Genomic DNA, 19,055 nt, shown 5'->3' on the forward strand with positions numbered 1-19,055 from the left:
TGCCGCCGGGGCGTCGGTGATGGTCTTCTCCGGCCGGGCCTCCTCGAACGGCCCTCACCGCGCCCGCGGTGGGGTGGCGGCAGGCGAGTGGACCTGCCTGGCGCGCTCGTTGTGGCGGCGCGATTTCGTGCGGTTGCCGCACACCTTCATGGAGCACCAGCGGCGGCTCTGGTTCTTCGAGCCGTCCCAGAAGACCCAGCGGCAGCTGTGCTCCGCGCACCGCTTGAGGCGCTCGGCCTGGCCCGTCATCACCAGTTCCGCCCAGTCCAGGGCTAGTAACGCGCACGCCCTGTGCACGGGATCCAGCCCGGGGGCCGGCACGAGTACGGGCCCCGGACGCTCGCCCGAGGCGGTGGCCGACGAACCCGTGAAGCTGACCAGGACGGGCAGCCCCTCCAGGATCACGTCGGCCAGGGCCAGCCGGTGGGGCTGGAGCGGTCCATCGGCGGACAGCGCCTCGCGGAGCCCGGCCCGCAACTCAAGGCACATGCGGTGCTCCTGCTCGCTGACGGCGGCCGTGCGCTCTATGAGCCCGTTGTGCACGAGCCACCGCCTGAGCCGCTCCGCGTCGGCCAGCTCGTCGCTTCCGCTCTCCAGATCGAAGGTGTTGGCGAACAGCTCGATCCGCTCAGCTGAGTCCGGTCTGTCCATGGCCTTCCCCTCTCGCTCTCTGTCTCAGGGTAACTGGTGAACGCCGCTTACGGGTCAACCATCCTACGAGATATGTTCGATTACGGCCATACTTTCTTGCCTCGTGATAACCAGTGAAGGAACTTTGCGGGCTTATCTGGTTGATGAGTCGGCGTTCGCGGCTCTGGGTTCCCCGGCGCGAGTGCGGAGTCGCCGGCGGTGGCGAAGGCGTCTGCCCAACCGATCTCGGGGCGGCGATCCATCATGAGCCGCGGATCTGCGCGAGTCCGAGGGACTCCTGTGAACGGTACGCCCCTCCAACGGTTTATCGATATGCGTCAACATTTCTGGACCGCCCGCCGAGGGCGGTTGTGCCAGAAGGGGCGGGAGTCAGCATCCTCCATCATTAGACACAGGTGAACCGCGTCCACGGGGTGCACCGGGGGCTTCCGGAGCCCTCGAACCGCCTCCGGTAAAATGCTCCTTCTTCTGCCGTTTCCTGGCGGGTGGTGCGGCCAACCTGCCCGGCCCCTCCCGTCGTTCTCATGGAGGTCCCGTGCGAAAGTCCAGGGATAGCTGTGAGATAAAGATAGAATGCCCCAGCTCCCTACTGTAGCTCAAAAGATTCAAGGTAGAATCTATTCCTCCAGATTTCGGCGGGCTGAGCATGGACGTAAAGCACCTCGAAACCTTCATTGCTGTTGTGGAAATCAAGAGTTTTACTAGGGCAGCTGCCAGGCTGCGGATCTCCCAACCCACCGTCACCACCCGTGTCAAGCTTCTCGAGCAAAGCCTGGGAGTGCCGCTTGTGGAGCGGCTGCCCACAGGGACGATGCTCACTCCGGCCGGTGCCGACCTGCTTCCCCGCGCACGGGAGATCGTCGAACTCAGCAAGCAGATCCTTCACGCGGTGGATGACAGGGGCGCACCGTCCGGGCACCTCCGTGTCGGCACGGTCGACAGCCTCCTGAACTACCGCTTGTTCTCGCTGATCGAGTACATGTATCTGCGTTACGAGAAGATGCAGGTCTCCATGAAGTCCGCACGCGGCCGGGAGTCCCTGGAGGATGTACGGGACGGCCGTCTGGACTGCGCCTTCATCGTGGACTTCGCGGAGGAGTGGCCCGGGCTGGAACGCAAGATCCTGTGCCCGGAGCCCTTGGCCCTGGTGTGCTCCCCGGATCATTGGCTCGCGCATCGTTCACAGGTGACGGAGGGCGACCTGCTCGACGCGGACTTGCTCTTGTTGGACAGCCGCGAGCAGTACCAGTTGGAGTTCAAGCGCCTCATCAGAGCGCGATCGGCCGAACGTCGGTCGAGGGTGTTCGAGTTGTACGCCGTCGACGCGGTGAAGCGGGGGGTGTCCAACGGCATGGGGGTGGCCCTGCTACCGGAGGTCACGGTCAGGGACGAGATCGAGGACAAGCGGTTCCACCGGGTCGACTGGACCCCGAGCTTCGAAGTGTTCGCCCAAGTCGTGTGGCGCCTCGGTCTCAGCGAGAAGCACGTGGTGAACACTTTGGTGGCGAACGCGGCGCAGGCCATCACCGAACAGCGCGCGGAGTCGCTGGACGACCGACTGGCGACGGCGCACAGGAGCGGTTGACCTGACGCACACCCGATTCGTCCGCCCCGCACGAGACCCGCCCCGCACGGCGCCCGGCCGGGTGTGCCGACCGGGCGCCGTGCCGGGCCGCGGGCGGCTGCGGTGCGAAGGCCCTGAAACCCGCGGTACCCGGCGACCCGGTCTCACACCGCGACACCGTCGGCGGCCGTCAGCCGTGCTGCGAGGGCCGCTCGGTCGACCTTGCCGTTCGGCGTGACCGGCAGGGCCTCGATGTGCTGTACGCGCTGCGGCACCATGTACGCGGGCAGGGTCCGCGCGCAGAACCCGCCGATCTCGTCGGGGCCGCCCCCCGGGCCCGCGTGTACGACGAAGGCGCCGAGGACGGCCTCGCCTCCGGGACCGTCCACCGCCAGCGCGGCGGCGGCCGACACGCCGGGGAACTCCAGGATCCTGCGCTCGACCTCGCCGAGCTCGACGCGGTTTCCCCTGATCTGGACCTGTGAGTCGACACGGCCGCAGAAGTAGAGTTCACCCTCGCCATCCCGATAGGCCAGGTCCCCCGTGCGCAGGACGGTCCTGCCTGAGCGGGGGTCCTCCGGATCGGTCACGAGGAAGCGCCGCGAGGTCTCGGGGTCGTCCCAGTACCCGCTGAACAGCGCGGGCGTGCGGATATGGATCTCGCCCGGGACACCCGGCTCCTGGACCGACCTGCCCTGCTCGTCGATGATGAACATCTCCGCGCCCGGGTGGGCGTGGCCTATCGACAGCACCTTCGTGTCCGAGGGCAGCGGATTGGGCACATCGGTGAACGAGCAGGCCATCGACTCCGTGCTGCCGTAGCAGTTGACGATGCGCGCCTGGGGCAGCGCGTCCTGGAGGGCGCGCAGCTCGGGGACCGGGAACTCCTCTCCGCAGAACAGCACACCGCGCACCGCCGTGACCGTGGACAGCCTGTCGAACTCGTGCCGCAGCACCTGGCGCCAGATGGACGGTACGCCGTTGACCTGGGTGGCGCCGGTCGCGCTCAGCACTTGCAGGAACCGCCTGGGCCACCGCAGCAGGGTCCGCGGGACCGGTACGACAGCCGCACCGCTGCCAAGGGCCAGGCCGATGTCCAGCAGGGAGAAGTCGAACTGCAAGGGCGAGGTAGTGGCCACGCGTCCGGTTTCGTCGGTGATCCCGTGCTGGAGCATCCCCCGGTAGAAGGAGACGACGGCCCTGTGGGTCATCACCACGCCCTTGGGCTGACCGGTGCTGCCGGAGGTGAAGATCATGTACGCGGTGTCGGTCCCCGTCAGCGCGCGCCGACGGCGTATGCCCGGTTCCGGGAGCCGGGAGATCCGCAGCCCGTCAGGGCCGAACCTGCCGATACCCGCGGACGATGGAACGTGCTCGCGGGCACCGGTTCGCGACTGAAGGTACAGGCGCGGTTCCGTGGCTTGCGCGATCATCCGGAGCCGGGCGTCCGGAGCCTCCGGGCTGACCGGGATGAAGACCAGCCCGAGTGATGAGCACGCCAACAGCACCGCGATGCTCTCCGACGACGTGTCCGCCTCTAGGAGCACGCGGTCGCCTATGTCCAGGCCGAGTTCACCGAGGTGTGCGGCGTAGCCGCGCACCCGCTCGCTGAGCTGCCGGTAGGTCGTGGTCGAGCACCCTTCGCGGCCGACGTACTCGACCACGGCGGGGTGGTCGGGGATCCGTTCCGCGTGGCGCAGGAGGAACCCGTGCAGCGTCTCGGCGCGGGGGTCCGTGAGATGGTGTGCGCTGATGGGCGGCGGTGTCATGCCTGCTCCCCTCTCTCCTCGGCCGTGTCCCCCCAGGCGGAGAGCCGCGGATAGGCGACGTGGGCTCGTCCGTCCAGGAGCACCAGCGGAGCGCTCTCTTCGGTCCTCGTCCACTGGACGAGGCCGATCAGCAGCGTGTGGTCGAAGGCGGGTATGGCTTGCTCCAGGTCGCAGGCCAGGCTGGCCGACGAGTCCGCGAGGACCGGCATGTCTCCCCACCATGTGTGCGGTACACCGTCCAGCCTCCGACGGGGGTCTCCGGTCGCGAAGTGCGCGGTGAGGTCGTGCTGGGGGCCGGACAGCATGTTCACCACGAATCCTCCACTCGACAGGACGCCGTCCAGAGTGGTGCTCGTGCTCCCCAGCGACACCACGATGCTCGGCGGGCACAGGGACAGGGAGAAGACGGACGTGGCTGTGCAGCCGACCGGGCCGTCCGCTCCCGCGGTGGTGATCACGGTGCAGAACGTCGGGAAGCGCGACATGGTCTCGCGGTGGGTCCGGGCGCTGAGGGCGCCCTCGACCTGTTCCACGGTTTCGGTCATGGTCGCCCCTTTCAGGCTGTCACCGGGGTGGGCTCAGCCAGCGCGCGGCGGTCGATCTTGCCGTTCGCGTTGAGCGGCATCTCACTGAGGAAGCGCACACCGCGGGGCACCATGTAGTGCGGCAGCCGCTGGCGCAGGGCGTTCAACAGGACCTCGGCCCCGACCTCCGTGCCGGTGCACACCGCATCGAGGACGACGTCCTCGCCACCGCCCTCGAGGTCCGGCAGCGCCAGGACGACCGCTTCGGTCACGCCGGGCTGCTCGCGCAGTGCCGCCTCGATCTCACCGAGCTCCACCCGGAAGCCGCGCAGCTTGATCTGGTGGTCCAGGCGGCCCTGGTGCACCAGCTGTCCGTCCCACACCTGGACGCGGTCCCCGGTCCGGTACCAGTGCAGACGGGTGAGGGGCTCCGTGCCCTGGTACACCGTCGCTCTGCGGCCGTCGAAGGTGAGGAAGCGACCGGCGTTGTCGCTGGGGTCCAGGTACCCGGGGAAGCGCTGCGGTCCGCGGACGCACAGCTCGCCGTCGTCGGCCGGACGGCCGTCCTCGTCCAGGACGAGGTGCTCCTGCCCCGGGTAGGGCGTGCCGATGGGAACGGTGCCGTTGGCCGGACGGGGCCAGGCGGCACGGTCCTCGGGGAGCCGGTACTCGGTCCAGGTGATCGTGTTCTCCGTGGGGCCGTAGATGTTCTCCACGGTGGACCGCGGTGCGGCGTCGTGCCACGCCCGCGCCTGCTGGAGGGTCAGGGCCTCTCCGCAGAAAAGGCTCCATCTCAGCGTCGGCATGCTGCCGGGCCGGAGGGCGCGCAGGCGCGTAGCGATCGTCACCAGGGACGGAACGGAGTTCCAGTGGGTGATCTCCTTGCGGTTGACGAACCGGACCGGGGAGAGGAGGTCCTTCTGCTCGGGGACGACCAGGGCCGCCCCCGATCCCCATGCCGCGAACATGTCGTAGACCGAGGGGTCGAAGGTGAGGTCGAAGGTCTGCGAGACACGGGCACCGGGCCCGAGCCCGTAGCGCGCGATCACATGGTTCAGGTAGGCCGTGACGTTGGAGTGCGTGATGGGCACCCCCTTGGGCCGCCCGGTGGAGCCGGAGGTGAAGAGGGCGTACGCGATGTGGTCGGCCTCCGGCGCCGCGGGCGGCACCGGAGCCCTCGGCCCCTGGCGCAGGGGGACGAGGTCGTCCGGCTCCAGAGCCAGCAGGGGTACGGGCAGCTGGTCGGCCTGTGCGGCGCCCGCCTCGCCGAGCACCATGTCGAGGCGGGCGTCGGCGGCGATGGTGCTGGTACGTGCTGCGGGGAACGCGGGGTTCAGGGGGACGACCGTCGCGCCGAGCCGCTGGATCGCCAGGTACCCGGAGTAGGCCAGCGTGCTCCTGCTGGCCAGCAGTCCGACGCGGTCGGGTACGGATCCGTGGAAATCGGTGAGGTGCTCGGCGAGCCCGCCGGCCAGTCGTGCCAGCTCGGCGTAGGTGAAGGTCTCGTCGCCCACCTCCAACGCGGCCTGGGAGTCCGCGACGCGCTCGGCTGATCGTGCGAACCAGTCGAACATGCTTCGGTGTGTCGTCATCTGTCTGCTCCTGTTCGGGACACGAAGGAAAGAGTGGAGATCACGTCGTGGAAGGCCCTGGTCATCACTCCGGGGCGGGGACGGCCGCGTGCCGCCGAGGCCGCGGCGAAGCGCACCGCCCGTGGTAGCTCGCCCCAGCCGGCCGATGCGGCGCTGGCCTCGGCCTCTGAGAGCTGCCCGGTTCTGGCGAGGTAGGCGATGCGGTACTGGTGGTGGCGTGTGGCCGCCCACACGTCGAACGAGTTGTGGACCAGCGCCCGGCTGTCCCGGGCCAAGCGGTCACAGAGGTGGGTGAGTGCGGCATGCGGGTCCTGGATCCACGTGCCTGCGGCCGCCCGGTGGGTGAGCGCGGGTCGCCGTGCCAACCAGCTGTAGTGGTGCTGGGGCGGAACGTCCGTCTCGCCACCGAGCGCGTACCGGTTGCGCATGACCGACTCCGGTCCCAGGAGCGCCACGGGTGTCAGCGCCCGCTGGAGCTCCCGGTCGTCGAACCATCCGAAGAAGGGGGACTGCTCGCCTTGCGGCAGCAGGGCGCGGAAATGGTCCGCCACCTGCCACCGGCCCGCTCGCCGGCCCGTCAACAGGATCCAGTGGGGAACCTCGCTGGTGCCGAAATTCGGAGACCACGGAAGGTACCGGGTGTTGGCCGAGGCCAGCACCGTCCCCGACGCGGCGATCTCCGCGGCCAGCTCCTCGCGCGCCCGCTGCCACGAGTCGGCTCCCCGGTAACCGAGTTCCAGGCCGTCCTCGCCTCGGTCGACGCGCTCGTGGTGGGACAGACCGAGGAGGCCGTCCTCCCCGTCTGTTCGCACATGCAGGTGTACCGAGCGGGCCAGGCGTTCGGCGATGTCGGGGATGTGGGGCCGGAGGCAGGCGAGGAGGTTCGTCGTGTAGCAGCTGAGTTCGGGCATGGTCGTCACAGGCGGTGCGTTCACCGGGTGGTCTCCTTCCAAGCGCAGCTCAACGGTGTCGCGGACAGGTCGCGCAGGCTGCGCCAGTGGTAGCCGTTCCAGTAGCCGGACCCGAGCTGCGGGGGTACGTCGATGGACCACGGCCGCCCGGACAGACCGGTGCCCTCAGCCTTCACACAGGCCTCTTGCGCGGTCCATATCCAGGCGAACTCGAGCGCACGCTGCGTTGGCGTCATGGGGTCCAGGAGTCCCGCGCCCTCACGGACGCAGCGCCGGACCAGCGACGCGTCCAGACGGTCGGGAGGATGCTGGACATCGACGCCCACGTCCCGGTCGGTGGACACGCAGGCGGCGACGGACCCGCCATCGTGCGCGATGCTGATGCCTGCGCCCGGCCAGCCGTCCAGTTCAGGCCTGCCGTTGCCGTCCGGTACGACGTCCGCACCGGCCGCCTCGGGCAGGACCTCGGCGAGGAGCGTGCGCAGCAGGGCGCGCCCCGCCAGGAACTCCCTGGCCCTCCACGCGGCCATGGTGTGCGCACGAGCCGCGTCCTGGCGGTGCGGGGACCCGGTGTCCACATCGTCCATCGAGGCCGAGGCCAACCACACGCCCGGCACGGTTTCGACAGGTGTCATGGGACCAGCTCCGCGAGAACGGCGTCGCTCTTGTCCGCGACCACGGCCCGGACCACCTCGGTCGTCCCACCGCCGATCCCGAACAGTGCGGCTTGGGAGCGCAGCTGCTGAGCCCCGGACCGTCTGAAGCCCTCGGCGCCTTGGAGGTGGGCGCATTCGGTGAGCACGTGGTCGAGCGTGGGCGCGACACTGGCCTTCAGCAGCGCTCCAGCGGTGGTGTCGTGCTGGCGGGCGACCCTGGGCGCCAGTTCGTCGGTCAGCGCCCGAAGCTGCCGGACCAGGGCCAGGCAGGCCGCGAAACGCTGCCGGATGCCGTCGATGTGCCACAGGGTCGCGTCCCCGACCACGCGTCCCCTCAGCAGGTCGCGGGTTTCAGTGAGTACGCGTCTGCACAGGGCGACGCCCCACAGTGCGCCCGCCAGGCGCTCGACGGCGATCTGCGCGGCGAAGTCGACCAGACCGCGTCCCTTGCGCCCCGCCATGTGGTCGCGCGGGAGACGGACCTGGTCGAAGCTGACATGCCCGGTTCCGGACCCGTCGAAGAGCTCTGTGTCCGCCTCCTCCACTCCCACCCCGGCCGCGTTCGCGGGGACCAGGACCCACGTGAAGTTGGTGAAGTGGGTCCCTGGCCGATGCCTGGCCAGGACCAGGTGCCAGTCGGCTTGGGTGGCGTTGGTGATCCACTTCTTGAGCCCCGTCAGGACGATGTGGTCGCCGTCGTCTGCGACCTCCGTCTCCAGGGCGGTCAGATCCGACCCCGGAACCGTGTCCGTGGCCGCGAACGAGATGACCGACCGCCCGTCCAGAGCGGCACGCAGGGCTCGGGCCGCCACTTCTCCGGGTGCGCCGGCCAGCAGCGGCACCGCGGTGGCGAGCTGGACGGAGGCGGAGAGCGTCGAGCCGACCCCGACCCGTGCGTCCACTTCGGCGAGCAGGGCGCCCAGGCGCTTGGGCTCAACGCCCCGGGCCGGGTCGCTGTTCCGGTAGGCTCCGCGGATCCGGTGGTCCTCACCGAGCGCTGCCCAGAGCCGCCGGCCGCTCGCCGCGGGGCCCAGGGAGTCGAGTGCGGGGGCGCCACGCGGAACAGCCGGTGCGGCCACCGTTGACTCAGACAAGGTTCACCTCCTTGTCGAGCAGGGCAAGGCGACCGTCGGCCAGACGCAGGCGGTCGTTGCTGTAGTTCATCGGTGCCGAGCGAAGGTCGCGCAGAGCCTTCTCCAGCTGGGTGGGGGAGTCCTTGAGATAGCCGTGGCGCAGCCCCAGGGCCTCGACGAGGTCGTTGACGGCCGCGTGGCACTCCTCGGAGGCCGTGACTTTGAGCGCGTTGAGCAGGAGCTGGTGGCGAGGGGCCGATACGTCGGACAGGCCGGCGACCGTGCGCTCGGTGTGGCGCAGCAGCGCGTGCACTGTGTCGACCCGCTGGCGCGATGTCGCCAGGCGGCTCAGCAGCAGCTCGGACCCGGTGTCGAAGCGCTTGCGCCCGGCGGGCGAGCGGATCAGGTCGATCACACGGGAGAGTGCTCCGCAGGCGGTACCGAGCCAGCACGCTGACCAGCCGAGGTGGGCGTACAGGGCGAACACGCCCGTGGCGATCTGTGCGAACGCACCGTGTTCGCCCACCACGTTGTCAGCGGGCACTTGTCCTTTGAGGGTCAGCGCACCGCTGTGGCTCGCTCGCATGCCCAGGGGCTGCCAGTCGCCGGAGGCGGTGACGGTGAGCTGGTCCCGATCGGCGTAGACCAGGGACACCTCGCTGGGAGAGGCGGCGTCCGGGCTCCGCAGCGTTATGAGAAAGCCGTCGGCGTGCGTGCCGCCGGTCACGATCGGTGCGAACCGGTCGATGACCAGGTTCCCCCGCTCGGTGCCCAGTCCGGCCTCGGCGCTGAGGAGGTGCCCGCCCTTGTCGGCCTCCGTGGTCACCGAGGCGAGGTAGACCTCGCCCGCGGCGATGCGCTTGAGCAGCGGGCCCCTCAGCGGTTCGTGCGCGTGCTCCACGATGGCGGCGACCTGCTGGCAGTGCATCGTGAGGATCATCGCGGCGGACATGTCGGCGCGACCGAGCCGGATCGCCACGTCCAAGAGGTCGGAGAGGGATCCGCCGAGGCCCCCGTACTCGGTCGGGACGATCAGCCCCAGGAGCCCGCTCTCCCGCATCGCGGTGAGGGACTCGGCGGGAAAGGCGGCCTCCTCGTCGGTGCGGCGGGCGTGCGCCGCCGTTGTCCCGGCCACCCGGTCCGCGCGTTCGGTGATGCTCGGTGCGGCGCTCCGGGGCCGGTGCGCCATGGTTGCGGGAGTGCTCATGCGGTGGTCACCTCCCCGCCTTCCTCCGCCATCGTGGTGGCGATGGCGGTCCACAGGGTCCCGGCGGTGGCGAAGGTCGAGTCGTTGAGGTACTCGTCCGCCAACGTGACGCCGAACGTGTCCTCGATGGCGAACAACAGCTCGATGGACTGCATCGAGTCGAGCCCCAGGGCGGGCAGCGGTGAGTCCTCGGTGATGCTCCGGTCGCCGAGGTACTTCAGGAACGGCGTGAGCAGCTCAGGGAATCGGGGGTCCATCTGCGGTCTCCTTCCGTCGGCGGTGCAGTGTTCTGGTGGTGAGCCGGGTGAGGTCGTCAAGCCGGTGCAGGTTCTCGGGCACGAGGTCCTCGGGCTCGAACTCGATGTCGAGTTCCTGTTCGATGCGCTCCACGAGAGCGATGAGCCGGAATGAGCTGTATCCACTCAGTTCGGTGAGGGCGGGTGCGGTGAGTACGGTGGCCACGTCCGTGGAGAACACCGCGGCCACCGCGTCCGGGACGGTCGCGTGTGCTTCGTGCGCGGCTCGGGCTGACCCGGGTTCGCTGGCGGGCCGCCGCACCGGGCGTCGGGCCGACAGGCTGCTGGCCCCGAAGACCGCGGTGTCGGCGGCGAGGGTGTCGGCCAGGTCGGGGATCAGGCGCTTGGGCTCGGGCCTGCCGCGTTGGACACGGCGCAGCGCGATGTAGGCCTGCTCCGCGAGGCGCTCCCAACGGCGCAGGTGGTCGTTCACCTCCGGCTGGTCCGGCAGGCCGGCCTCGGCGCGGAAGGCGGCGTGCAGTTTGCGTGAGCGGGCGAGGAACCAAGTCTCGGTGGTGAGCTGCTCCAACGCGGCCGACCGGTCCGGGTGGGCCGCGTAAGCGGCCAGATAGGCGTCGGCGTTGTCCAGGCTGGTGCTGGGCGAGCAGGCGGGGGGACCTCCGTCGGTGGGTGTGAACGCGACCGCGATGGAGGCACGGGGAAGCGTCTCCCAGCCGTGCGCCCATTGGCCCGGTTCGGCCAGTCCCCACGGGGTGGGGTTGTGGTAGGCGTCGGTGACCTGCGCCATGCCGTTCTGGTCGGCGGCGATCAGGCTGTGCTCCATGTGGCGTCGCCCGTAGTAGGGCAGCCAGGGCATGTCGTAGGAGTCCGCCACGATGTACAAGGGGCCCTCCTCCGCGGCGGTCCGCGCCAGGTCGGCACCGGAGATGCCCATGTGGACGGATCCGGCCTGGAGCCCCAGTACCTTCACCTCCGTGAGCTGGTCGGAGAGCGTGGGCTCGACGGTCGGCAGACCTGAATCGGTGGGCCTGTACTGGAAGCGGAGGCTGGCACCGAGGGCCAGGTGCGTCCCCGCTCCGTGGTGGTGGTCGGCCAGGACGGCGAGGTTGGACTGGACGCAGTCCAGGAGCGGGGCTCGGACGCTGGCCATGGCCGCCCCGATGTTCACGGTCGTCACGGGCATGCTGCTCCTCCCACGGGCTGCGGCGGAGGGGACGCGTTGGGCGCACCGGCCGGGGCGAGCCCGGAGACCGCGGCCATGAGCGCATGGTCCGCGGGCGCCTCGTCCTCCAGACCACCGTCGAGGAGTTGTTCGTAGGCGGCCAGGTCCAGGTATCCGTGTCCGCTGACGCAGACCAGGACGCCGCGCTCGGCGCGCAGCCCGTCGGAGCCGCCCGCGGCGAGCTTGGCGGCGGCGGCCAGTGCGTGCCCTGACTCGGGAGCGGCGAGCACGGTCTCGCTGATGGTCATCTGGCGGCTCGCCTCCAGCGCCTCGACCTGGCTGACGGCCATCGCGTCGATGTCGCCGGTGTGCCGCATCGCCGAGATCACCTTGGCGGCCCCGTGGAAGCGCAGGCCCGCTGAGTGGGCGTCCGGGATGGGGTAGTCGCTGCCGATCGTGTACATGGCCTCAAGCGGACCGGAGCCGGTGGCGTCGGTCTTGTCGTAGGCGAAGACGCCCCGGGTGAGTTTCGGCGCGGTGGTCGACTCCGCGCCGACGAGCGTCGGAGGTCGGGTGCCCGCCGACGCCGCCGCGCAGTGGAAGGGGAGGGCGATCCCCCCGAAGTTGGATCCGGCCCCGACGGCGCCGACGACGGCGTCGACGCTCCCGTCCAGCCCGGCGAGCTGCTCCTGGGCCTCGATCCCGATGATCGACTGGTGCAGGATGCTGTAGGTCTCGCCGCTGCCGATGCAGAAGGCCACCCCCTCGTGCGTGCTGGCGTATTCCACCGCTTCGCCGATGGCCAAGGACAGGCTGTTGCCCTTGTCGCGATCGTGTTCGGCGCACACACGGGTCAGTCCGCTCGGACTGGAGCACACCTCGGCGCCCAGCATGCGCATCAGGACGCCGCGGTACGGTTTGCGGCGCAGACTCGACTCGACCATGAACACCCGGCAGCGCAGCCCGAACAGGGCGCACGCGGCGGCCAGGGCGGTCCCCCACTGACCGGCCCCGGTGCCGGTGACCAGCTCCCGGACTCCGGCCTTCTTGTAGTAGTAGGCCTGGGCCAGCGCGGTGTTCAGCTTGTGGCTTCCGGAGATGTTGCCGCCCTCGTACTTGACGTAGACGGGCACCCTCGACCCGATGGCGTCCTCGAAGTTCTTCGCGCGCCACAGCGGGGTGGGGCGGTACCGGCGGTACGCTCGCGCCACCTCCTCGGGGATCGGCCAGTACTCGCGGTTCAGGGCGCTCTGGCGCACCAGGTCCATGGGGAGGTTGACCTGGACCCCGGAACCTCCCGCGTTCAGGGGGCTGCGGTCGGGGGGCAGCGGCTCGGAGAGGTGGGGGAGCACGCTCTGCCAGTCCGAGGGCACGCTCGCGCTCGTCATGACGCCTCCGTGCCGCTGAGCACCACGTCGACCAGGTCGGCGACCGTGTGGAACCTCCTACCGACGAACAGGTCGTCGGAGAGGGTGACGGACAGCTCGTCCTCGATCCGCACCAGCATGCCGACCAGTCCGAGCGAGTTGACGCGCAGCCGGTCCCCGACCAGGGGCTCCTGCTCGGTGATCTCTGAGGTGGCGATGGACAGTTTGGACTCGGAGATGACTACTTGTTTGACGGCCTCCGCGACGGTCGCGCGGTCGAGTCGTTCGACGGTGGACATGGGTTCCTCTCTTGTCTCCGTGTCGCTGGTTCAGTCGTTTCGGGCCGGCGGGTGCTCGTGTCACCCGCGCAGGGCGCCGTTGGCCTCGACCACCCAGGAGTGCGTGACGAGGGCGTCGAGGGTGACGGGGCCGCGGGCGTGCAGTCTGCCGGTGGAGATGGCCAGTTCCGGGCCGAGGCCGAGCGTGGGTGCGTCGTGCAAGCGAAGGGAACCGTTGACGATGACCGCGGCGGCGTCGACCCGGGCGGCGAACTCCTCGGCCACCGCGGACTCCCTGGTGATGACGCCTTCGGTGTGCGCGGAGCCGTGTTCTCCGATGTGGCGCACGGCCGCGTCGATGCCGCGGACGGCGAGCACGCCGATGGTCGGGTCGGCGAACTCCCGGCCGAAGTCGTACTCCTTCAGGGGCTCGGCCCGCAGCGGCCCGCCGCCGGGCCCGGGAGGGGCCTGGCCCGGACCGAGCCTGACGGTGAGCTCCTCGTTCCTGGCGGCGGCCGCCCCGCGCAGGGTGGCCAGGTACTGGTCGGCCACCTCCTCGTCGACCAGGACGAACTCCACCGATGTGCAACCGGCCGGTTCGGGGACCTTGCTGTCCAGGGTCACCTCCGCGGCCGTGCCCAGGTCGGCACTGCGGTGTACGTAGAGGTGGTTGGCTCCGCCTCCGCTGGAGATCAGTGGAATGGAGCTGCTGGAGCGGCAGTACTCCACGAGGGAGGGGCTTCCGCGGGGGATGAGCACGTCGATCGCGTCCGGCCTGGCCAGGAAGGCCTTCATCACCGACCGGTCGGGGTCGTCGATCACCGTTACCAGGTGCGGTGGGAGTCCGGCGGCCCTCAGGGCCTCGCGGGCCACGTCCTGGAGCGCGGCGTCGGTCGAGGCCATCTCCTTGCCGCCGCGCAACAGCACGGCGTTGCCCATCGCGACCGGTAGGAGCGCACCGTCGAAGGTGACGGTCGGGCGCGCCTCGTACACGAGGAAGAGCACGCCCAAGGGCTTGTGGACGCGGCGCATGACACCGAAGCCGCCGGCCTTGCGCTCTCGCGCTCCGCCGGTGAACGCGGCCAACTCCTCCGCGACCTCCGCGGCCCGACTGGTCAACTCCGCCAGGTGCCGGTCCGTCAGCCGCAGCCTGTCGACGATCGTCGCGGGCAAGCCGCGCCGCTGAGCCTCGCTGACGTCCTGGTCATTGGCCCGGCGGACCGTGGGCCAGTGCTCCCCCAGGCGCCGCGCGAGCTCCGCGCAGTAGCGGTGGTAGGCGGGGTCGCCCACTGAGGGGCCGGAACGGAAGGCGTCTCGCGCGGTGGACAGGATCTGTTCGTGGTTCACTCTCATAGCACTCATCACCACATGAACTGTCCGCCGTCGACGATGAGCTTCTGCCCGTTCACATAGGCGGCCGCGGGGCCGATCAGGAACTCCAGGGCGTCGGCCACCTCGTCGGGGGATCCGATCCGGCGCTGGGGAACCGCTTCGGTTACCTCGGCGCGCATCCTCTCGGGATCGTCGAGCCGCAGGCGCGTACGCAGCTCCTCGGTGTCGATCATCCCGGGGATGAGGGCGTTCACCCGGATGGTGGGCGCCAGTTCGTGTGCCAGGCACTTGGTCAGTTGCAGCAGCCCGGCCTTGCTCGCGCAGTAGTTGGCGCCGTTGAGCCGCGGGCGCATCCCCGTGGTCGCACCGATGTTGACCACGCTGCCGCCGCCCGCCGCCAACATCGCCGGGGCCAGGGCCCGGGTGAGCCAGAACGGGCCGGACAGGTTGGTGTCGATGATGCGGCGCCACTCCTGGTCGGTCGTCTCCAGGAAGGACCGGTCGGCATTGATCCCGGCGTTGTTGACCAGAACCTGCGGTGCGCCGTGTTCTCTGAGCACGTACTCGGCCAGGCCGGCGGTCTCCTCAGGGTCGGACAGGTCCGCACGCATGGTGTGCAGGCGCCCGTCGAGGTCCGCTTCGGCCTTGCCCGCCGAGTCCGGATCGGACCAGTAGCAGGCGATGACCTGGTACCCGAGCTTGACCAGGCGTGTGCTGAACGCCAGGCCGATTCCCTTGGTTCCGCCGGTGACGACGGCGATCGGTTCGGTCATGAGTTCTCCATGGTTCGATGGGCGGCCAGTGGGCGCGCGTGTACTGCGGGGGCGTCGCCGGCGGCGCGGGTGTCGGTCAGGAAGTCGCGGAGGTGTCCCAGGACGACGGACAGGTTCGGTTCGGCCAGAGCCTCGAAGTGGTCGCCTGGCACCGTGCGCACACGCAAGGACGGAGAGAGCGCCTCCCACCGCCTGACGTGCTCGCCGTTGTCCTCGTCTTCACAGGTGATGAGGAGGGCGGGGCCGTCGTGCCCGCGCTGCGGACGGTGTGCGAGCACCGCTCGCAGGTGGGCTCTGGTGGTCTCGGACAGCCGGACCGGGTCGATGCCTCCGATGAGGGGGCCGGCGGTTTCGACCACCCTCGCGCACAGGCCCGCCAGGTCCTTGGAACGCGGGGTGGGGACCGCGGGGCTGTCCAGCATCACCACCCGGGGGCGGTGGGCGTGCGGGGAACGGATAGCCAGCTCGAAGGCCAGGATGCCGCCGAGGGACCAGCCGAACAGCAGGTCAGGTGGGCGTTCGAGGCCGTCCACGATGGCTGCGTAGCGGGCGACCATCGCCTCGAGCGAGTCGTCCGGCCGTTCGCCCGCCATGAGCCCCGAAGCCCGGATACCGTGTACCGGACCCCAGCGGCCGAGCATCGAGGCCACTCCGAGGTAGGGGCCCAGACCGCCCCCCGCCGGATGCAGCAGGACGCTGTGCAGGGGGCCCTGACCGCGGCTGACCGGGACCAGGAGCTCTTCCGCCGCGGCCGTTCCACCGCTCGCGGCCCCCGTCACCTCTCGGCCTTCCGGACCAGTGCGGCCAGTTCCCGGATGGTCGGGTTCCGGAAGATGTCGATGATCGAAAGCCGGGCGCCTTCCTGCTGGTCGATGCGTGAGACGGCGTTGAGGACGGTCAGCGAGTGGGCCCCGGACTCCAGCAGGGAGCGGTCCACACTCAGGTCCGACCGGCCGAGCAGCTCCGACCACAGCTCCAGGAGCCGGGATTGCAGTGGATCGTCGGGTGAGGTGGCTGTGCTCTCCTCCTGGTGCTGAGGGCTCTGCCGGGCCAGGAGGCCGTCGGCCTGCCCCAGCAGGGCGCGGCGGTCGATCTTGCCGTTGCTCGTAGTGGGTATCGCCGTCACTTGAAGCACCGCTGCCGGCACCATGTACGCGGGCAGGGCGTCCTCGAGCAGGGCCGCGATCCCGTCCCGGCTGTCCCGCTCCCCGTCCGCCGTGCGGACGAAGAGCAGTAGGTGCCTGTCCGCGCCGTCGCCTCGGACCGCTGCCGCAGCCTCGGACACGGACGGGTGCGACAGCGCCGCACTCTCGAGTTCGCCGAGCTCCACGCGGAAGCCGCGGATCTTGACCTGGTCGTCGTCGCGTCCCAGGAAGATCAGGACGTCTGAATCGGACCACAGAACCCTGTCGCCGGTCCGGTAGCGGACGGATCCGGACGGGCCGTAGGGGTCGGGGACGAACCGCTCCACGGTCCTGCCCTCGTCGTTGATGTAGCCGTCCGCCGTGCACCGGCCGCCCAGCATCATCTCTCCGGGAACGCCGACGGGTGCCAGGTGCCCCGTGCTGTCGACCACCTGTGCCGTCACACCCGAGATCGGGGTGCCGATCGGGGTGTGGGAGTGCCAGCCGCTCCCGTCCGAGGAGAGCCGGTACATGGTCACGGCGTGCGTCTCGGTGGGGCCGTACAGATTGATCAGCTCGATCCCCGTGTGCCGGGCGAAGAACCGCTCGATCAGCGGGTCCAGGATGAGCTGTTCGCCTGAGACGCAGACGTGCGTGACGTGTTCGAGTTCGGTGCCCGAGTCAGCCGCCGCCTGCACGAACGGTCGCAGGGCGGCCACGGGCAGGTACACGTGGGTCGCGGCGGTCTCGACCACGCGCTGGAGCACTGAGGGCAGGTCCCTGCGGTCGGCGGGCTCTCGGGCGATGATCGTGCCGCCTGCCGCGAGTGTCGGCACGATCTCCTGGAAGGAGACGTCGAAGCCGAGAGGCGCGTACTGGAAGAACCTGGTCTGCGGGCCCATCCCCAGTGCTTCGAGCTGCCACGCCGTGAGGTTGAGCAGGGGGCCGGTCGACATCGCCACGCCCTTGGGCCGGCCCGTGGACCCGGAGGTGAACATCACGTAGCCGCCGGTCCCGCCCTCGCCGGTAGGCGCGGCGGACGTGTCGTCGGCCAGGTCTTCCAGCGGCACGGGGGCGAGGTCGCCCACGTCGCGTCGGCCGATGGCGATTCGGCAGTCGGCCTTGGCCAGCATGTAGGAGAGGCGTTCCGTGGGCAGCGCCCCGTCCAGCGGAAGGTAGAGACCGCCCGCCCGCAGTACGGCCAGGATGGCCACGACGGTCTCGGCCAGCGAGTCCGTGGTCAGACCCACCACGTCTCCGGGGGCGACGCCCCGGCGGCGCAGTCCGGCGCAGACCCTGTTCACGTCCCGGTCCAGTTGCCGGTAGGTCATGCGGTAACCGGACTCTTCGACCGCGACGGCGTCGGCCCTGCGCTCGGCGGTGTCCCGCAGCCACGCGTCGAGATCCGCGCGGGGCGGTTCCGCGCCGTAGCCGTCCGTCGCCCGGGACAGCTCCAGGGACTCGTCGCCGAACAGGTCGCGCAGCCTGACCGCGTCCGTCGTGGCAGCCGCGGTGACTGCGCCGTGCAGCGACCGCGCGATGGCGTCCGCGACGGGGTCGGGTACAAGCGCGGGGTCGTACTCGATCTCGAGCAGCCACCCCTCTGGTGTCGGGGTCACCCCGAGCCAGAGGTCGAACTTCGCGGTGCCGGGGGCGTGCTCACGGATGCCGGTGACCGCGCCTTCCGGCATCACGGAAGTGGAATCCTGCATCGCCAGCATGACCGAGAACACGGGGTTCCGGTTGGTGGCGCGGTCGGGGTCGGCGTGCCGGACGACCCTGGTGAACGGGACCGACGAGCGGTTCCTGAGCTGCTTGGCCTCGACCTGGACGGTGTCGTGCAGGTAGTGGGTGAACTCCGCGTCCCAGTCCACGTCCAGGACCAGGGGGAGCGTGTTGACGAAGAAGCCGCACAGGTTGTAGGAGCCGACCGTGCGTCGGGACATCAGAGGGCTGCCGAAGACGACGCTCGACTGTCCGGTGTGGCGGGCCAGGACCGCGCCGTACACGGCCGAGAAGAACTCGAAAGGGGTCGCGGACCACCGCGTGCACGCGCGGTCCACGGCCTCCGACGCCTGCGCTCCGAGCGCGATCGTCCGCCTGCGCCCCTCGAACGCCGTTTCCTGCGGGCGCCCCGGACGGGGGTAGATCGTGGTGGCCGGCGCCTGGCGCACACGTCGGCCGATCTCGGATGCCCCCTCCTCGACCTGGGGGGACCCTTCTGCCTTGCGCTGGGCTCGCAGCTCCTGGAGGAGGGAGCGCTCCCTCTCGGGACGGACGGCCTCGACGTCGAGCTTCTTGCGCAGGGCGGAGTCGAAGTCCTTGGCCATCGGCCGCAAGGAGAAGCCGTCGAAGACGGTGTGGTGGACGACGAACACGAACCTGGAGTCGTCGCCTGCCGCTGAGCGCAGGTGGTGTGCGCGGATCAGCGGTGCTCGGGACGTGTCGAAACCCGTCTGCGCGAGTTCGCGCACCACCTCGTCCCTGCGCTCGTCGACGCTGCCTTCGACGGTTTCGTGGACCAGGGGCAGCTCGTCGTCACCGGGTGCGGTGGTGAGCGCGGCGTGCGGTTCGGGGTCCTCCAGGAGGCGGAGCCGCAGGGCCGGCTGCACCGCCAGCACCGCGACCATCGCGGAACGTACCTCGGCGAGGGTGTATCCGGGATCGAGACGCAGCTCGGCGAGCACGTTGTACAGGTTGGGCGCGGACACCGATCGTCCCACGACGAGCAGTCCGGCCTGGGACTCCGTCACCGGAGCCGTCCATACCGTCGTTCGGTCTGTGGCGTCCTCAGCGGGTGGTGCGGTCGTGCTCA

At 70.1% G+C, this 19,055-nt stretch carries 17 protein-coding genes; 1 reads left to right on the plus strand and 16 read right to left on the minus strand.

The window, feature by feature from the left end; all coding sequences use genetic code 11:
* Window positions 1–54: 54 nt before the first annotated feature.
* Complete coding sequence (locus AC0T5L_RS08615) at window positions 55–651, minus strand: CGNR zinc finger domain-containing protein (protein WP_476164862.1); 597 nt, start codon at window positions 649–651, stop codon at window positions 55–57.
* A gap of 646 nt (window positions 652–1,297) precedes the next feature.
* On the opposite strand from AC0T5L_RS08615, the gene AC0T5L_RS08620 reads away from it, so the two are divergent.
* Window positions 1,298–2,236 (plus strand): LysR family transcriptional regulator, encoded by a 939-nt coding sequence (locus AC0T5L_RS08620; RefSeq protein ID WP_476164863.1) that lies wholly within the window; start codon window positions 1,298–1,300, stop codon window positions 2,234–2,236.
* A 143-nt stretch (window positions 2,237–2,379) separates the two neighbouring features.
* On the opposite strand, the gene AC0T5L_RS08625 is transcribed toward AC0T5L_RS08620, so the two are convergent.
* From AC0T5L_RS08625 to AC0T5L_RS08695, 15 genes are read right to left on the minus strand one after another with little or no spacing between them, the layout of a single operon-like run.
* Window positions 2,380–3,984 carry an AMP-binding protein gene (locus AC0T5L_RS08625; RefSeq protein ID WP_476164864.1) on the minus strand — a complete coding sequence of 535 codons (1,605 nt, stop codon included), beginning with the start codon at window positions 3,982–3,984 and terminating at the stop codon, window positions 2,380–2,382.
* A complete protein-coding gene (locus AC0T5L_RS08630) occupies window positions 3,981–4,529 on the minus strand; it encodes a flavin reductase family protein (protein ID WP_476164865.1) in 549 nt (182 codons plus the stop codon). Before AC0T5L_RS08630 ends, AC0T5L_RS08625 begins: the two co-directional genes overlap by 4 nt.
* 11 nt (window positions 4,530–4,540) lie before the next feature.
* Window positions 4,541–6,100, minus strand: a complete 1,560-nt coding sequence (locus tag AC0T5L_RS08635; protein WP_476164866.1) for an amino acid adenylation domain-containing protein — start codon at window positions 6,098–6,100, stop codon at window positions 4,541–4,543.
* Window positions 6,097–7,035, minus strand: a complete 939-nt coding sequence (locus AC0T5L_RS08640) for a hypothetical protein (RefSeq protein WP_476164867.1) — start codon at window positions 7,033–7,035, stop codon at window positions 6,097–6,099. Before AC0T5L_RS08640 ends, AC0T5L_RS08635 begins: the two co-directional genes overlap by 4 nt.
* Window positions 7,032–7,646 (minus strand): 4'-phosphopantetheinyl transferase family protein, encoded by a 615-nt coding sequence (locus AC0T5L_RS08645; protein ID WP_476164868.1) that lies wholly within the window; start codon window positions 7,644–7,646, stop codon window positions 7,032–7,034. The genes AC0T5L_RS08640 and AC0T5L_RS08645 overlap by 4 nt, the downstream gene beginning before the upstream one ends.
* Window positions 7,643–8,761 (minus strand): acyl-CoA dehydrogenase family protein, encoded by a 1,119-nt coding sequence (locus AC0T5L_RS08650; RefSeq protein WP_476164869.1) that lies wholly within the window; start codon window positions 8,759–8,761, stop codon window positions 7,643–7,645. Before AC0T5L_RS08650 ends, AC0T5L_RS08645 begins: the two co-directional genes overlap by 4 nt.
* Entirely contained in the window at window positions 8,754–9,947 is a 1,194-nt protein-coding gene (locus AC0T5L_RS08655) for an acyl-CoA dehydrogenase family protein (RefSeq protein WP_476164870.1), read from the minus strand. Before AC0T5L_RS08655 ends, AC0T5L_RS08650 begins: the two co-directional genes overlap by 8 nt.
* Entirely contained in the window at window positions 9,944–10,204 is a 261-nt protein-coding gene (locus AC0T5L_RS08660) for a phosphopantetheine-binding protein (protein ID WP_476164871.1), read from the minus strand. The genes AC0T5L_RS08655 and AC0T5L_RS08660 overlap by 4 nt, the downstream gene beginning before the upstream one ends.
* The gene (locus AC0T5L_RS08665; RefSeq protein ID WP_476164872.1) at window positions 10,185–11,387 is read right to left on the minus strand and encodes a hypothetical protein; all 1,203 of its coding nucleotides are present in this window, start codon (window positions 11,385–11,387) and stop codon (window positions 10,185–10,187) included. Before AC0T5L_RS08665 ends, AC0T5L_RS08660 begins: the two co-directional genes overlap by 20 nt.
* Entirely contained in the window at window positions 11,378–12,754 is a 1,377-nt protein-coding gene (locus AC0T5L_RS08670; RefSeq protein WP_476164873.1) for a TrpB-like pyridoxal phosphate-dependent enzyme, read from the minus strand. Before AC0T5L_RS08670 ends, AC0T5L_RS08665 begins: the two co-directional genes overlap by 10 nt.
* Window positions 12,751–13,032, minus strand: a complete 282-nt coding sequence (locus AC0T5L_RS08675) for an acyl carrier protein (protein ID WP_476164874.1) — start codon at window positions 13,030–13,032, stop codon at window positions 12,751–12,753. Before AC0T5L_RS08675 ends, AC0T5L_RS08670 begins: the two co-directional genes overlap by 4 nt.
* Before the next feature lie 60 nt (window positions 13,033–13,092).
* Complete coding sequence (locus tag AC0T5L_RS08680; RefSeq protein WP_476164875.1) at window positions 13,093–14,364, minus strand: glutamate-5-semialdehyde dehydrogenase; 1,272 nt, start codon at window positions 14,362–14,364, stop codon at window positions 13,093–13,095.
* A gap of 8 nt (window positions 14,365–14,372) precedes the next feature.
* A complete protein-coding gene (locus AC0T5L_RS08685) occupies window positions 14,373–15,116 on the minus strand; it encodes an SDR family NAD(P)-dependent oxidoreductase (protein ID WP_476164876.1) in 744 nt (247 codons plus the stop codon).
* On the minus strand, window positions 15,113–15,895 hold the full coding sequence (locus AC0T5L_RS08690) for a thioesterase domain-containing protein (RefSeq protein ID WP_476164877.1): 783 nt from the start codon (window positions 15,893–15,895) through the stop codon (window positions 15,113–15,115). The genes AC0T5L_RS08685 and AC0T5L_RS08690 overlap by 4 nt, the downstream gene beginning before the upstream one ends.
* Window positions 15,892–18,993: a non-ribosomal peptide synthetase gene (locus tag AC0T5L_RS08695; RefSeq protein WP_476164878.1), complete on the minus strand. Its 3,102-nt coding sequence runs from the start codon at window positions 18,991–18,993 to the stop codon at window positions 15,892–15,894. Before AC0T5L_RS08695 ends, AC0T5L_RS08690 begins: the two co-directional genes overlap by 4 nt.
* Between the last annotated feature and the right edge of the window lie 62 nt (window positions 18,994–19,055).

It is taken from the genome of Nocardiopsis sp. TRM 82005 (assembly GCF_056312425.1).